13 protein-coding genes are annotated in these 14,600 nt (G+C 67.9%); 7 read left to right on the plus strand and 6 right to left on the minus strand.

Going from position 1 to position 14,600, the window contains the following annotated elements; genetic code table 11:
- Positions 1 to 50: 50 nt before the first annotated feature.
- On the plus strand, positions 51 to 3,296 hold the full coding sequence (locus ST3T6A_RS0103500) for a TonB-dependent receptor (RefSeq protein ID WP_235785720.1): 3,246 nt from the start codon (positions 51 to 53) through the stop codon (positions 3,294 to 3,296).
- 182 nt (positions 3,297 to 3,478) lie between these two features.
- Entirely contained in the window at positions 3,479 to 5,257 is a 1,779-nt protein-coding gene (locus ST3T6A_RS0103505; RefSeq protein ID WP_019831508.1) for an IlvD/Edd family dehydratase, read from the plus strand.
- Between the two features lie 37 nt (positions 5,258 to 5,294).
- On the opposite strand, the gene ST3T6A_RS0103510 is transcribed toward ST3T6A_RS0103505, so the two are convergent.
- The 4 genes from ST3T6A_RS0103510 to ST3T6A_RS0103525 all read right to left on the minus strand — a co-directional run bounded on the left by ST3T6A_RS0103510 (position 5,295) and on the right by ST3T6A_RS0103525 (position 8,370).
- Positions 5,295 to 5,732, minus strand: a complete 438-nt coding sequence (locus ST3T6A_RS0103510) for a hypothetical protein (RefSeq protein ID WP_019831509.1) — start codon at positions 5,730 to 5,732, stop codon at positions 5,295 to 5,297.
- A gap of 80 nt (positions 5,733 to 5,812) precedes the next feature.
- Entirely contained in the window at positions 5,813 to 6,082 is a 270-nt protein-coding gene (locus ST3T6A_RS0103515; protein ID WP_019831510.1) for a hypothetical protein, read from the minus strand.
- A gap of 315 nt (positions 6,083 to 6,397) precedes the next feature.
- The gene (locus ST3T6A_RS0103520) at positions 6,398 to 7,183 is read right to left on the minus strand and encodes an SDR family oxidoreductase (RefSeq protein WP_019831511.1); all 786 of its coding nucleotides are present in this window, start codon (positions 7,181 to 7,183) and stop codon (positions 6,398 to 6,400) included.
- 32 nt (positions 7,184 to 7,215) lie between these two features.
- Complete coding sequence (locus ST3T6A_RS0103525; RefSeq protein WP_019831512.1) at positions 7,216 to 8,370, minus strand: fumarylacetoacetate hydrolase family protein; 1,155 nt, start codon at positions 8,368 to 8,370, stop codon at positions 7,216 to 7,218.
- A gap of 178 nt (positions 8,371 to 8,548) precedes the next feature.
- Between ST3T6A_RS0103525 and ST3T6A_RS0103530 the strand changes: the two genes are divergently transcribed.
- Positions 8,549 to 9,505 carry an SPOR domain-containing protein gene (locus ST3T6A_RS0103530; RefSeq protein ID WP_026359395.1) on the plus strand — a complete coding sequence of 319 codons (957 nt, stop codon included), beginning with the start codon at positions 8,549 to 8,551 and terminating at the stop codon, positions 9,503 to 9,505.
- Here the strand turns inward: ST3T6A_RS0103530 and ST3T6A_RS0103535 are convergent, their stop codons facing one another.
- Positions 9,506 to 9,955, minus strand: a complete 450-nt coding sequence (locus ST3T6A_RS0103535) for a MarR family winged helix-turn-helix transcriptional regulator (protein ID WP_019831514.1) — start codon at positions 9,953 to 9,955, stop codon at positions 9,506 to 9,508. It abuts the gene before it with no gap.
- Between the two features lie 176 nt (positions 9,956 to 10,131).
- On the opposite strand from ST3T6A_RS0103535, the gene ST3T6A_RS0103540 reads away from it, so the two are divergent.
- Positions 10,132 to 10,554 (plus strand): Ohr family peroxiredoxin, encoded by a 423-nt coding sequence (locus ST3T6A_RS0103540; RefSeq protein WP_019831515.1) that lies wholly within the window; start codon positions 10,132 to 10,134, stop codon positions 10,552 to 10,554.
- 46 nt (positions 10,555 to 10,600) lie between these two features.
- Here ST3T6A_RS0103540 and ST3T6A_RS0103545 read toward each other — a convergent pair whose 3' ends face one another.
- Complete coding sequence (locus tag ST3T6A_RS0103545) at positions 10,601 to 11,002, minus strand: VOC family protein (RefSeq protein ID WP_019831516.1); 402 nt, start codon at positions 11,000 to 11,002, stop codon at positions 10,601 to 10,603.
- Positions 11,003 to 11,086: 84 nt separating this feature from the next.
- Here ST3T6A_RS0103545 and ST3T6A_RS21910 point away from each other — a divergent pair, with 84 nt between their 5' ends.
- From ST3T6A_RS21910 to ST3T6A_RS20700, 3 genes are all read left to right on the plus strand, one after another.
- Positions 11,087 to 11,350, plus strand: coding sequence for a hypothetical protein (locus ST3T6A_RS21910; protein WP_019831517.1), 264 nt, complete (start codon positions 11,087 to 11,089; stop codon positions 11,348 to 11,350).
- Between the two features lie 100 nt (positions 11,351 to 11,450).
- Positions 11,451 to 12,512 carry a winged helix-turn-helix domain-containing protein gene (locus ST3T6A_RS0103555; protein WP_019831518.1) on the plus strand — a complete coding sequence of 354 codons (1,062 nt, stop codon included), beginning with the start codon at positions 11,451 to 11,453 and terminating at the stop codon, positions 12,510 to 12,512.
- A 42-nt stretch (positions 12,513 to 12,554) separates the two neighbouring features.
- Entirely contained in the window at positions 12,555 to 14,567 is a 2,013-nt protein-coding gene (locus ST3T6A_RS20700; RefSeq protein ID WP_019831519.1) for an ATP-binding protein, read from the plus strand.
- Positions 14,568 to 14,600: the final 33 nt, after the last annotated feature.

A 14,600-nucleotide genomic window follows, 5' to 3' on the forward strand; every position in this document is an offset into this window, starting at 1 on the left:
ACAAATTATAAATGTTGACAGAGAAGAAGACGCAGCGTTAGCTCGCTGATGTGAACGCTACCACGAAGGTGGCGCAGGCTGTCATCCAGATGGCACCCCACGAGACGCTGCAAAAGGCGCAAAGGGAACAGGAGAGGGACATTATCATGACTTATGTGTCGACGACCCGCGTCGCTGTGCGGCGGATTGCCCTGCTTGGCGCTACCATGCTGGCGGGCGTGGCCACCGCCCCCGCCTTCGCGCAGGATCAGGCCGCGCCGGCCGCGCAGCCCGCCCTGGGCTCGCCGCAGGAGCAGGCCTCCACCACCAATCCATCGGGCACCGATGCCGGCGCGGGCGATATCATCGTCACCGGCTATCGCAGCAGCCTTGCACAGTCGATCAACTCCAAGCGCAACTCCATCGGCTTCAGCGATTCCATCTTCGCGGAAGACATCGGCAAGTTCCCGGATACGAACATCGCGGAGAGCTTGAACCGCATCCCCGGCATCACGATCAGCCGCGACATCACCGGCGAGGGCACCAACGTCGCGATCCGCGGCCTCGGCTCCAACTTCACCGAGGTGACGCTGAACGGCGCGCCGATCGCGATCGCGTCGTCGGGCACCACCGACGCGCAGGGCACCGGCCGCGAGGTCGACCTGAGCTTCTTCCCGACCGATCTCTTCACCAAGCTGACGGTCAACAAGAGCTATACGGCCGATCTGCTCGAAGGCGGCGCCGCCGGTAACGTCGATATCCGCACCGCGCGGCCGTTCGATCATCCGGGCACGCACTTCACCTACAATTTCCAGGGCACGAAGCAGAGCGAGGCATCGGGCTGGGGCCAGCGCGGCTCGGCCGTCGCCAGCGCCACCTTCGGCAATTTCGGCATCCTCGCTGGCATCGCTGGCAACCGCACCAAGTCGCGCGTCACGGGCTTCGAGACGATCGGCTGGACCAACCCGAACCTTTCGGCCGCGCAGTGCGGCGCGACCACGGGCTGCAACTCGACCGGCGGCGGCAACTGGACGATCCCCGGCACCGTGCCGTCCAATGCGGGCAACGGCCTGACGCCGGGCGCGACGATCGATCAGGCCTTCCTGCTCGCGCACAATCCCGGCCTCACGATCCAGCAGCTCGACAACGCCATCATCCCGCGCCTCGGCCGCCCGTCCGACGAGTTCGGCACGCGCAACCGCATCAACGCGGTGCTGAGCGCCGAGTGGCGCCCGAGCGACGATCTGCATTTCTATGTCGACGGCATGTACGGCTGGAAGAAGAACGACCTCCAGCGCATCGACATGGACTGGGTCGGCCGTAACGGCGCGATGATCCCGCTCGATATGACGGTCGACAAGTCGGATTGCAGCCAGGGTTGCACCGTGACCTCGGCGACCTTCGCCAATGCGCAATATTTCCTCGAATACCGCCCCTTCATCGAGACGACGCGCTATTACGGTGTCAATCCGGGCGCCGAGTGGCAGATCACCGACAAGCTGAAGTTCAACATCCAGGGCAACTACACGCGCAGCACCTTCCACCGCGAATCGCCGTCGGTGCTGGTGACCACGCCGGCCAATTCGGGCGTGACGGTCGACTACAAGAATGATGGCGGCATCCCGACCATGGCCAGCAACGTCGATCTCAACGATCCGACCCAGTTCGGCTGGACCGGCGGTGGCCGCGTCAACATCCAGGACGAGCGTCGCCTCAACAAGAACAAGGGTGTTCGCGGCGACCTGACCTGGGGTGACGAGCATCTCAACATCCGCGTCGGCGGCAATTACGACGATATCTCGCGTCGCATCAGCGCCTTCGACAACAGCCAGGCGTGGCAGAATGCGGTCTGCGGCGACAATCCCAGCGTGTTCGTGGGCTCGCCCAATGCGCAGCCGCCCTGCGAAGGCCTGAACGTCGCGGGCGCCGCGCCCGCCGGCTATCCGACCTATCCGGGCTATGGCACGGGCTTCACCTCGGGCATGACCGGCCCGGTCACCTACGGCGGCTCGCTGGTTCCGGCGGCCCAGATCGCGAACTTCCTGACCAAGGGGCCGGACGGCTTCGTCACGGTCGATTGGGACAAGTTCAAGAAGGCGACCAACTACGACGCCTTCCACGCCTCCGAACCGGTGGCGGGTTCGGCCAACACCGGCGCCAGCGGCGGCTATATCCGCGAGAAGTCGCCGGCGGCCTTCATCGAGGTGAACGGCATCCAGCGCATCGCCGACAGCGACCTGCGCTTCAACGTCGGCGTGCGCTACGTCCACACCGATCAGACGATCGCCGGTCAGGTCTCGCTGCCCGATCCGCGCAACCCGACCGCCGCTGCCGACATCGCGGCGGCGCAGGGCGGCCTCTACCCCAACATCGTCAACACGGTGACGACGCACAGCAGCTATACCAAGTGGCTGCCGGCGGCGAACTTCGCCTATGACGTGGGCGATCATGCGGTGGCCCGCTTCGCGGTCTCGAAGACGATGACGCGGCCCGATCCGAACGCGCAGCTTCCGGGCGTGAACTTCTCCACCCCGTCGGCGGACGTGGCGACGATCGGCAACCCGGCGCTCAAGCCCTACACCTCGACCAACCTCGATCTCGGTATCGAATATTATACCGGGCATGAGGGCCTCATCAGCATGGCGGCCTTCCGCAAGCAGCTGAAGGGCTTCACCACCAACGGCATCGTCACCGTGCCCTTCTCGGCGCTGGCGCTCTACGGCATCACCTACGGCTCGCTGACGCCGACCCAGCAGGATGCGATCAACGCCCGTGGCGGCCCGGACAATGCGACCGTCCAGGTGCAGCAGCAGGTCAACGCCAGCGGCACGCTGACGGTGAACGGCCTTGAGTTCCAGTGGGTGCAGCCGCTCGACTTCATCACCGAGCGCTTCGGCATCAAGGGCTTCGGCTTCAACGCCAACGCCACGATCGTCGACCAGAAGGGCACCGGTGCGGCGCCTGCGGTGGCGCTCGGCGTGGCCAAGTACACCTACAACATCAGCGCCTATTACGAGAATCACGGCGTCAGCCTGCGCATCTCGGAGACGTTCCAGAAGGGCTCGCAGCAGTCGACCGCGAACCAGAACGGCATTCCCAACGCCGCTCTCTTCTCCGACAATTATCGCCAGTGGGATTTCTCCTCGATCTTCGATCTGGACAAGATGCTGGGCGTCCACAATGCGCCGCAGATCACCTTCGACGTGGTCAACCTGACCAATTCGAAGCTGCGGACCTACTTCCAGTTCCCGAACGCGACCTTCACCGAATATAAGCCGGGCCGTCAGTTCCTGATCGGCGTGCGCGGCACCTTCTGATCCCCGCTGGGGGCGGCCAGGGACCAAGGGCCGCCCCCTTTTTCCTCCTTTCCTGGGCTTGAGTGCGGGCGGCGAAGAGCGCAAATCGCGTTCTTCGCCGCCCGCATGGCCTTGATGGTTCCCGCGGGCTGAGTTAGCGCTAACATGAGGCGTCGCGAGGGCGCCGTGCCAGGAGAGCGCCGTTGGATCGCACACCCGTCAAACCCTTCCGTTCGCGCGACTGGTTCGCCGATCCCGCCCGGTCGGACATGACCGCGCTCTATCTCGAGCGCTTCATGAACTACGGCATCACGCCCGCCGAGCTGCGCTCCGGCCGGCCGATCATCGGCATCGCGCAGACCGGCAGCGATCTCTCGCCCTGCAACCGCATCCATGTCGAGTTGGCCAAGCGTGTGCGCGATGGCATCCGTGATGCGGGCGGCATCTGCATGGAATTTCCGGTCCACCCGATCTTCGAGAATTGCCGCCGCCCGACCGCGGCGCTGGACCGCAATCTCGCTTATATGGGCCTCGTCGAGATCCTTTACGGCTATCCGATCGACGCCGTCGTCCTCACCACCGGCTGCGACAAGACGACGCCGGCCGGCGTGATGGCCGCCTCCACGGTCGATATCCCGGCGATCGTGCTGTCGGGCGGGCCGATGCTCGACGGCTGGCATGAGGGCGAGCTGGTCGGCTCGGGCACCGTGATCTGGCGCTCGCGCCGCAAGCTCGCGGCGGGCGAGATCGACGAGGAGGAGTTCCTCAACCGCGCCTGCGACAGCGCGCCGTCGGCGGGCCATTGCAACACCATGGGCACGGCCTCGACGATGAACGCCGTGGCGGAGGCGCTGGGCCTCTCGCTCACCGGCTGCGCGGCGATCCCGGCGCCCTACCGCGAGCGCGGGCAGATCGCGTACGAGACCGGCAAGCGCATCGTCGAGATGGCCTATGAGGATCTGCGCCCCTCGCGCATCCTGACGCGCGAGAGCTTCCTCAACGCCATCCGCACGGTCAGCGCGCTCGGCGGATCGAGCAACGCCCAGCCGCACATCGCCGCGATGGCGCGCCATGCCGGCGTCGAGCTGAATCACTCGGACTGGACCGAATATGGTTATGACCTGCCGCTGCTGCTCAACATGCAGCCGGCGGGGCAATATCTGGGCGAGCGCTTCCACCGCGCGGGCGGCGTGCCGGCGGTGATGTGGGAGCTGGCCGAGGCCGGCAAGCTCGACACCGGCTGCCTCACCGTCACCGGCCACACGATGGGCGAGAATATTGCCGGCCGTGCGACGAAGGATCGCGAGATGATCCGCCCCTTCGCCGATCCGCTGAAGGAGAAGGCGGGCTTCCTCGCGCTGTCGGGCAATCTGTTCGACTTCGCGATCATGAAGACCAGCGTGATCTCGGACGAGTTCCGTCAGCGTTATCTGGAGCGGCCCGGCGCGGAGGGCGTGTTCGAGGCCCGTGCGGTCGTGTTCGACGGATCGGACGATTATCATCACCGCATCGACGATCCCGCGCTCGGCATCGACGAGAATTGCATCCTCGTGATGCGCAGCGCGGGGCCGATCGGCTGGCCGGGCTCGGCCGAGGTGGTGAACATGCAGCCGCCAGCCGCGCTGATCCGCAAGGGCATCATGTGGCTGCCCACGCTGGGCGACGGCCGTCAGTCCGGCACGTCGGACAGCCCGTCGATCCTCAATGCCTCGCCGGAGAGCGCCGTGGGCGGTGGCCTGTCGTGGCTGCGCACCGGCGACATGGTCCGCGTCGATCTCAACACCGGCTACTGCAACGCGCTGGTGGACGAGGCCGAGATCGCCCGCCGCAAGGGCGAGGGCCTGCCCGAGGTGCCCGCCAGCCATACGCCGTGGGAGGAGATCTTCCGCGAGAAGACCGGCCAGATGGGCGAGGGGGCGGTGCTGGAGATGGCGGTCAAGTATCGCGGCATCTCGGCGAAGACGCCGCGCCACAACCATTGAGATGCCGAAGGGGAGGCGGCCTTTGCGCCGTTTCCCCTCAGGACCGGCCGCTGCGCAGCGTGTCGATCGCCTGACCGCAGGCCTCCTGGAGCGGGACGGCCTCGTCCAGCCGCTGGAGCACGGCGGCGCGTCCCTCGGGCGTCGGATTGTCGAGCACCGCCATCTGGGCGAGGCTGATCCGCTCCTGCGCATCCACGTCGCGGCGGCAGGCGTCGAGCACGGCGTCCTTGCCGATCGCGCGGGCGATCTGGGCACGGGCGTCCGAGCAGCGGTTGCGGGCGTCGATCGCGGCGTTCATCAGCGCGCGCCGCTCGTTGCGGGCGACCAGCGGCCCGAGGCGGCCGGTGGAGGCCGTACAGGTGGTGACGTGGCGTTCGACCGTGGCGAGCAGCGCCCTGGTCCTCAGATCGTCATGCGCGGCCTTCTGCCCGCAGGAGCAGGCGAGCAGGCCCAACAGGATGGCGATCCGGCGCATCGCCTCCCCTCTACACGGCCCGGAAGCGTAACGGAATGGGCAGCGCCCCGGAAGGTCGATCCTCCGGGGCGCGTGTCACCTCAATGGCGGTGGCGGCGATAATGGCGCCGGTAATAATGGCGGTGATGGCCCTTGTTGATGAGGCCGTTATAGGCCGCGCCGCCCGCCGCGCCGACCAGCGCGCCGGTGCCCACCGACATGCCGGGGATCAGCGCGCCCGCGACGGCGCCGCCCGCAGCACCGATGCCGGCGCCGCGCAGGACATGACCCGCGCTCTGGGCATGGGCGGGCACGGCGGCCACGCCGATGAGCAGGCTGGCGGTGCTCGCGATAATGGCTAGCTTCTTCATGATACACTCCCTCAATCCACGGTGGTCGGGGACTTCGACGCACCCGATAACCCTCGTCCACGCCATCTTGATCCGCCATCCGGACTGAGGCGTTGCTGAACGCGATGGTCGGCTGGCGTTCATCTTGGGCGGGGGAGGCGCCCTTCCCATGCAGGATTTCGCCTGTCGGAAGGCGGCTGGGCGCGCCGTGGCGCGATCTTTCTCAGCGCTGCTCGGGCGGGGAGGCCACGCCGAATTTCGGCGTCGCTCGTGTCAACTTCGAAGGAGGCGATCCGCCGTGCCAGCCCCGGCCGGCATGACGGATCGACAGGCGGCTCAGCGCCAGCCGGCGTCCACGAAATAGTCATGGCCGGTGCACATGCGGGCGTCGTCGGAGGCGAGGAACAGGGTGAGCGCCGCCACGTCGGCCGGCAGCACGCGCTCCTTGAGGCACTGGTTGGCGAGGATGCGGGCGGTCTCGCTGTCGTCATGCCACAGCATGTCCTGGCGCGGCGTCTTGATGCCGCCGGGCACGATTGTGTTGACGCGGATGCCGTGCTCGCCGAGGTCGCGCGCCATCGCGCGGGTCATGCCCTCGATGCCGGCCTTGGCGGTCTGGTAGAGCACGATGTCGGGCAGCGCGAGGTGCCAGCTGATCGAGCCGAAGTTCAGGATCACGCCATGGCCCGCCTGCTTCATCGACGGCGCGACGGCCTGCGCCGCGAAGAACAGGTGGCGCAGGTTCACCGCGATGCGGTTGTCCCAATATTCGGGGGTGACGTCCGCGATGGCGTGACGGTCGTCGTTGGCGGCGTTGTTCACCAGCACGTCGATGCCGCCGAACTGCTCGACGATATCGCTGATGACCGAGCGGAGCTGGTCGATGTTGGTGAGGTCGCAATGCCGGTAGAGCGGGGCATGGTCGGTGCCTTCCGACAGACGCTCGACCAGTGCCCGCGACGCCTCGTCGGCGATGTCGACGAAGGCGACGCGCGCGCCCTGGCGGACGAAGGCCTCGGTCAGGGCTTCGCCGATCCCCGATCCGCCGCCGGTGACGAGCACGCGCTTGCCGGCGAGGCTGGGGTAGATGGCGGCGCGGGAGGCGGTGAGGGATGCCTGCAACAAGGGGGCGAACTCCGAATTCGGGGAAAGGGTCAGGCGCGAGCCAGTAGGCCGCGCCCCGCGAGGTTGCGCATGAGGCCGGCGATGCCGAGTGTCCAGGCCGGAGCGGCCTTCGACGTCGTCACGCGGTTGACGAGGCGGCCGAGCTTTGGCGTCGAGATGGTGACGACGTCGCCCAGCTTGTGGGTGAAGCCGCGGCCCGGCTCGTCGCGATCCTGGATCGGCGCGAACAGCGTGCCGAGGAAGAGGGTGTAGCCGTCCGGGTAATGATGCTCGCTCATCGCCTGCGCGAGGAGGTCCTCGGGATCGCGGCTGATCTCGCTCATCGTGCTGGTGCCGTTCAGCACATAGCCTTCCTCGCCCTCGATCCTGAGATCGACCTTGGCGGTGCGGACATCGTCCATCGAGAAGCTGGCGTCGAACAGGCGGATGAACGGCCCAATCGCGCACGACGCGGTGTTGTCCTTGGCCTTGCTGAGCAGCAGCGCCGAGCGGCCCTCGAAGTCGCGCAGATTGACGTCGTTGCCGAGCGTCGCGCCCACCGCCGTGCCATGGCTGTCGGCAAGCAGCACGACTTCCGGCTCCGGGTTGTTCCAGGTCGAGTCGGAGCGCACGCCGATCAGCGCCCCCCAGCCGACGGTGGAAAGCACTGGCGACTTGGTGAAGATCTCCGCGTCAGGGCCGATCGCGACCTCGAGATACTGGGACCACATGCCCTCCTCGATCAGCGTCGCCTTGAGAGTCGCGGCCTCGGGCGAGCCGGGCTTCACGGTGCGGATGCCGCCGCCGATGCGCGTCTCGATGCGCGAGCGGACCTCGGCGGCCGCGCTCGCGTCGCCGCGCGCGCGCTCCTCGATCACGCGCTCCAACGCGGAGACGGCGAAGGTGACGCCGGCGGCCTTCACGCACTGAAGGTCGATCGGGCTCAGCAGGCGGTGCGGCGCGTCGACGGCGGCGGAGAGGCCGAGGGTCTCCAGATCGCCGAGCGGCTTGCCGGCGGAGGGATCAAAGGCCTTGAGTGCGACCAGCTCGGACATCGTCGCCGCCACCGCTGTCATGTCATAAGCGATGCCGCCCGACACGAGCACGGGGGTAGGGCCTTCGCCCAGATCGATACGCCCCAGAAACAGGCCCGCGCGCCAGTCTTCCGGCAGCGCCTCGGCTGCCACGAACGCCTTGCCGGTCATATCCTCTCGCCTTGTTACAACTTGATAGCGCTACCAATCTTATTGTCCCCGGTTCGTGTCAAGAGGATGGGGCGTCATTGGGGGCGATCGGCTGGAATCCGGCATTTTCCGCCGCAGAAGAGGCACGGATCGGCGCGCGAGTCTTTACTCCGGAACGGGCGTGGCATGACCTGACGCCATGACGGTGGGGCGAAGGGGAACGGCGCGCTGCGCGGGGCTGGCGACAGTCCTGCTTCTGGCAGGTTGCGCCCATCATCATCGGGGCAAGCCGGAAGCGCCGCAACCGACCGCGCCTCCCGCTGCCGAGCCGCAGCCACCGGCGGGCTCTGCCGCGGGCCAGACGGTGCCCGAACCGGGCAGCGACGGGCGCTTCGAGACGATCAACAGCCACATCGGCACGGAAGAGGCGTTGTGGCATGTCCGCGCCGCGCTCAATGTCGCGGCCCTGAGCTGTGGCGGCCGGCCGGGCGGAGCGGCGATCGTCGCACGCTACAATGCGCTGCTCACCCAGCGAAAGGCCGTCTTCGCCACCGCATATGCCTCCGAAACGGTGCGATCGGGCGGCAGCGCGCTCGATCAGCATATGACGCGGCTCTATAATTTCTTCGCGCAGCCGCCGGCACAGGTGAGCTTCTGCCGCGCTGCCGCCGAGGTGTCCGAACAGGCCGCCGCGCAACCGGCCAACGGGTTGCCGCAGTTCGCGCCGGGGGCGCTCGACAAGCTCGAAGCGCCGATCCTCGATTATTACCGCGCCTATGCGAGCTATCGGCGCGATCTGGCCGCGTGGCAGGCCGGGCGCCGGACCGCGCCGCCGCCGACGCAGCTCGCCGCCCGGATCGTGACGCCTCGGGAAACGGCTGTCGCGGCCGTCGTGGCGGCGCATGTGGATACCGGCGCGTCGTGGCGCATCCAGCTCGGCGCCTTCACCGGCAAGCCGGCGGCCGAAGCAGCGTGGACGCGGGCGCGGGGCCGGCTGCCGTCGCTGGCCGCCTACCATCCCCATTATGAGGACGTGCCGCACAGCCCGCTCGTCCGCCTCCAGGTCGGTGCAGCGGATGACAAGGCGGGGGCGCTTCGCCTGTGCGCGACGGCGGCGGCGGGCGGCTTCGACTGCCTGCCCGTGCCGCGTTCCTGATCAGCGCTCGTTGAGCGCGGTGGCAACCGAGTCGCGCAGCGCCCGCACCTGATCGTTGAGCGCACCGATCTGCTGCATCGACAGGCCGGACGTCTCCAGCATCGTCTGGGCCAGACAGACCGACTGCTCGCGCAGCGCGCGGCCCTGTCCGGTGAGCTGGATCAGCACCTGCCGCTCATCCTCGGGATTGCGCGTGCGCTGAACCATGCCCGCCGCTTCCAGCCGCTTGAGCAGCGGCGTGAGCGTGCTCGATTCGAGCAAAAGGCGATCCGCGATCATACCGACGGGTAGGTTGTCCTTCTCCCACAACACACTCAGGACGAGATACTGCGGGTAAGTGATTCCCATCGCGTCGAGCACCGGTTTGTAGGCGCGGCCGATCGCGAGGCTGGCTGAATAGAGGGAATAGCAGAGGTGCTGGTCGAGACTCAGCGGGGGAATGGCTGACATGGGGCATCTCCTGCGGGGCGCCCTGTTATATAGGGCAGAGAATTTTCGGGATAAAGATTGGCGCGATAAATAATGGCTGGACATCGAATCGAATCGCGCCTAGAAGAATTTCCATATCGCGATAACAATTATCGCGAAACACTGGCCGGCAATCGGCCCCATGAAGGAGCAAGGCGATGAACGTTCTGTACAAGACCGAAGCCACGGCCACCGGCGGCCGCACCGGCAGCGCCGCGACCACGGACGGCGCCTTCAAGGTGACGCTGGACACGCCGAAGGAACTGGGCGGCGCGGGCGGCCCGGGCAACAATCCGGAGCAGCTTTTCGCGGCCGGCTATTCGGCTTGCTTCCTGGGCGCGCTGAAGTTCGTCGGCGGCCAGAAGAAGGTGAAGATCCCGGAGGACACGACGGTCACCGCGCAGGTCGGCATCGGCCCGCGTGACGACGGCCAGGGCTTCGGCCTCGACGTCGCGCTCGCGATCCACCTTCCGGGCATCGAGAAGGCCGAGGCCGAGGCGCTGGTCGCCGCCGCCCATGTCGTCTGCCCCTATTCGCACGCGACGAAGGGCAGCCTGGACGTTCGCCTCTCGGTGATCTGATCCCGGATGCGGGGGGCGGCCTCACGGGTCGCTCCCTGTTCGCTTGTCAGGACGGGGCCATGGCCTTGTCCGCGCCGAAGGCCAGTTCGAGCCGGATGCCGTTCGGATCGCTGAGCACGATCTGGGTGAGCCCCGCCACACGGGTGGCGCGCTTCACGTAAGGCACGCCGAACGCATTCAGCCGGCGCTCCATCTCCCCGACATCGCTGCAATCGAAGGCGATGTGATCCAACCGCGCCCGTACGCCCGGCGGGGCGGGCACCTCGCCGTCCGGCGGGGTGTTGACGTGGATGATCGCACGCCCATCCTTGCCGTAGAGCCAGGCGTGCAGCTCCTGATGGCCCATGGTCTGGCCGGCCGCCACCAGATCGAACAGCTCCTCATAGAAGCGGATCGTCTCCTTGAGGATCGGTGTGCGGATGTTGATATGGCCAATGCGTTCGATCATGGTGCGATGAATAGCCGATAGACGGCTCCTGACCAGCCCTCCTGCGGGCTTGTATTTTGCGCCGCTCTTGCGCAACGCAGGCATATGGATCTCGACGCCCTCCTCCAGCACTATTTCGGCACGACCGATCTCGATTCCCTCGACGACGAGCAGATCGATCGCGGCGTGCAATGGCTGCGCATCGCCTTCGGCACGGAGACGGAGCCCGGCCGCCGCTTCGCCATGTGGGTGGTGCTGCACGGCCTCGACGAGGCGCCGGAGCCGTCGGTCGCCTTCAAGGACGCGGACGAGCGCGCTGCGGCCGAAGCCTATATCCGCGCGATGGACGAGGCCGAACGCTCTGAGTGAGCGGCTGGCGGCAGCGGCCGCGCGGCGCATCGCGCTTGCCGCGCAGGGCTTTGGTGCCGCGCGGCCCGAGCAGGCCGGCGCCGGCCATCTGCGCCGCACCGTGGAGCGGCTGGCCCTCCACCAGATCGACAGCGTCAATGTCGTGGTGCGCGCCCATTACCTGCCGGCCTTCTCGCGGCTGGGCGTCTATGACCGCGCGCTGATCGACCGGGCGGCGTGGGGGCGCAGGTCCGAGCGCAGGCTGTTCGAATATTGGGCGCACGAGGCGTCGCTGCTGCCTCTGGCGCTGCATCCGCTGCTGCGCTGGCGCATGGCGGCGGCGGATCGGGGCGAGACGGGCTGGGGCGGCCTGCGCCCCTTCGCCACCGAGCGCCGGGCCGAGGCGATGGCCGTGCTCGCCCGCATCCGGGCCGAGGGGCCGATGGCGGCCTCCGATTTCGAGGAGAGCAAGGGCCGCAGCGGCTGGTGGGAGTGGGGCGACACCAAGCGCGCGCTCGAATGGCTGTTCTGGGCGGGGCACATCACCACCGCCGAGCGGCGCGGCAGCTTCGAGCGTGTCTATGATCTCAGCGAACGGGTCATCCCGTCGGCGATCTTCTCGCTTCCGACGCCGGATGAGGCGGACGCCCATCGCGCGCTCATCGCTTATGCCGCCCGTGCGCTGGGCGTCGCCACGGCCACCGACCTGCGCGACTATTTCCGCCAGCCGCCCGAGGAAGCCCGTCAGGCGATCGCCGAGCTGGTCGAGGCGGGGGAATTGCAGCCTGTCACGGTCGAGGGCTGGAACCGCCCGGCTTTCCTCCACCGCGATGCCCGCCGTCCTCGCCGCATCGCGGCCCGCGCGCTTCTCGCGCCGTTCGATCCGCTGATCTGGGAGCGGTCCCGCACGGAAAGACTGTTCGATTTCCATTACCGGATCGGCATCTACACACCCGCCGAGCGGCGCACGCACGGCTATTACGACCTGCCCTTCCTGCTCGGCGACCGGCTGGTCGGCCGTGTCGATCTCAAGGCCGATCGGGCGCTCAGGGAACTTCGGGTGCTGCGTATCCATTTCGAGCCTCATGCACCGGCCGAAGCCGGAGAGGCGCTGGATGCCGAGATCGCCGATATGGCGCGCTGGCTCGGCCTCTCTTCGGGTGTGAGGACGGCGCGCGAGTAGCGTTCAGGTCCGCGGTCAGGGAGTTGGAGGAGGTTGCACACGATGCGTCGCTCCATCTCGCTGTTCGCCATCACCGGGCTACTGCCGGTCGTCGTGCTGGGCGGGATCGTCGGCACCACCACTTTCCGAAGCCAGCGGGACGCGATCGAGCAGCAGGCGCGGGCGTGCGTCACCTTCACCGCCGTGCTGCTCGCCCGTGAGCTGGATGCTGATCGCCGGGCCGCGCGTGCGCTCTCGTCGTCGACCGCCTTCGACGGTGCCTGGAACGAGGAGGCGGTGCGTGCGCTGGTCGCGCGCGCGATCGAGGCGGACGGGCGATGGCGGTCGATCCGGGTCAGCGATCCCTCTGGCCGTCCCCTGATCGACGTTCCCGCCAACCCCGAGGCCGGCGATGCCGACAGCCTGGCTCGCGCGGTGGCAACGAAGCGGCCGATCGTCGGGGGCGTGGTGACGGAGCCGGACGGAAGCCAGGCCTTCGCCGTCCACGCGCCGATCGTCCGGGATGGCAGGATCGTCCGGGTGCTGACCCTGATGGTTCCTTCCCGCTCGCTCAACGAACTGCTGGAGACGCAGCCGCTGGCGGCGGGATGGCGCTCGGGAATCATCGACGGCAGCGGTGATATCGTCGCCAATGCGGGCTTCGACTGGCGTCGCGTGGGCCAGCCCGCCAATCCCGCGGTGATCGCCGCGCAGCGCAAGGGCGTGCTCAACCTCTATCGCTTCCGCAGGCTCGACGGATCGCTGGCGGTCGGCATGTGGGCGCCGGTCGCGGGAACGGACTGGGCGGTATATCTCTCGGCTCCGGCGCATGACTATTCGGGGCCGCTGCGTCACGCGATAGCCCTGCTGGCGGGGGCGGCGATCGTCAGCCTGCTGCTCTTCGCGCTGCTGGCGCGGCTGCTGATCGTGGAGCTGCGCCATTATCGCGCACGCGAGCGGGGCGAGCTTCAGCGGCAGCGGATGGAAGCGCTGGGCCGGCTGACGGGCGGCGTGGCGCACGATTTCAACAATCTGCTGACGCCGGTGATGGGCGGGCTCGATCTGCTGCGCCGGCGCGTGCCGGACGACCCGAAGGCCCAGCGCTATATCGAGACGGCGATGGCCAGCGCCGAGCGTGCGCGGACGCTGATCGGCCGGCTGCTCGCCTTTTCCCGGCGGCAGGCGCTGGCTCCGCGCAACATCGATGTGGGGGCGCTGCTGACGGGGCTCTCCGATCTCATCCGCCAGTCGGTGACGGCGCAGGTGCGGCTGGAGTGGTCCATCGCGGATCGCCTGCCGCCGGTGCTGGTCGATCCCGCGCAGCTCGAACTCGCGATCCTCAATCTGGCGATCAACGCGCGCGATGCGATGCCCAATGGCGGCGCGATCACCATCAGCGCGCAACGGGCGACGGAAGCCGAGACGCTCGATCTGCCGGCGAAGGATTATGTCAGCATCGCCGTGACGGATACCGGCATCGGCATGGACGAGGCGACGGCACGGCAGGCGATCGACCCTTTCTTCACCACCAAGGCGATGGGCAAGGGCACGGGGCTCGGCCTTTCGATGGTCCACGGCTTCGCGGCGCAATCGGGCGGGATGCTCCATATCGCGAGCCGGTTCGGGGTCGGCACGGTGGCGAAGATCGTGTTGCCGGCGGGCACGGGCGAGCCGGTCGGCGAGGAGGCTCGGCCCGAGGTCGCCCGACTGACGCGGCGACGCATTCTCGTGGTGGACGACGATCAGGCCGTCCGTGCCTCGACGGCAGAGATGCTGACCGCCGCCGGGCATGACGTGATCGAGGCTGCGAGCGTCGACCAGGCGCTGGCGATCCTCGACGAGATGCCGGACATGGATGCCGTGGTGACCGATTATCTGATGCCCCAGCGCACCGGCGCCGATCTGATCCGCGAAATGCGCAAGCGCCGGCCGGAGACGCCGGTGCTGCTCGTCACCGGCTATGCGAGCGTCGCCGGAGACGTGCCGGCCAACGTGACGCGGCTGGCCAAGCCGTTCCGCGCCGATGAGTTGCTGGTGGGCCTGGCGCGCATCTTCGGGCGAGGGGCGCTCGCCTGACGAAAGGCGCCCCGGCAATCTTCGCTGATGAAC

The organism is Sphingomonas sp. PR090111-T3T-6A (genome assembly GCF_000383095.1).
Taxonomy (GTDB): Bacteria; Pseudomonadota; Alphaproteobacteria; order Sphingomonadales; family Sphingomonadaceae; genus Solisphingomonas.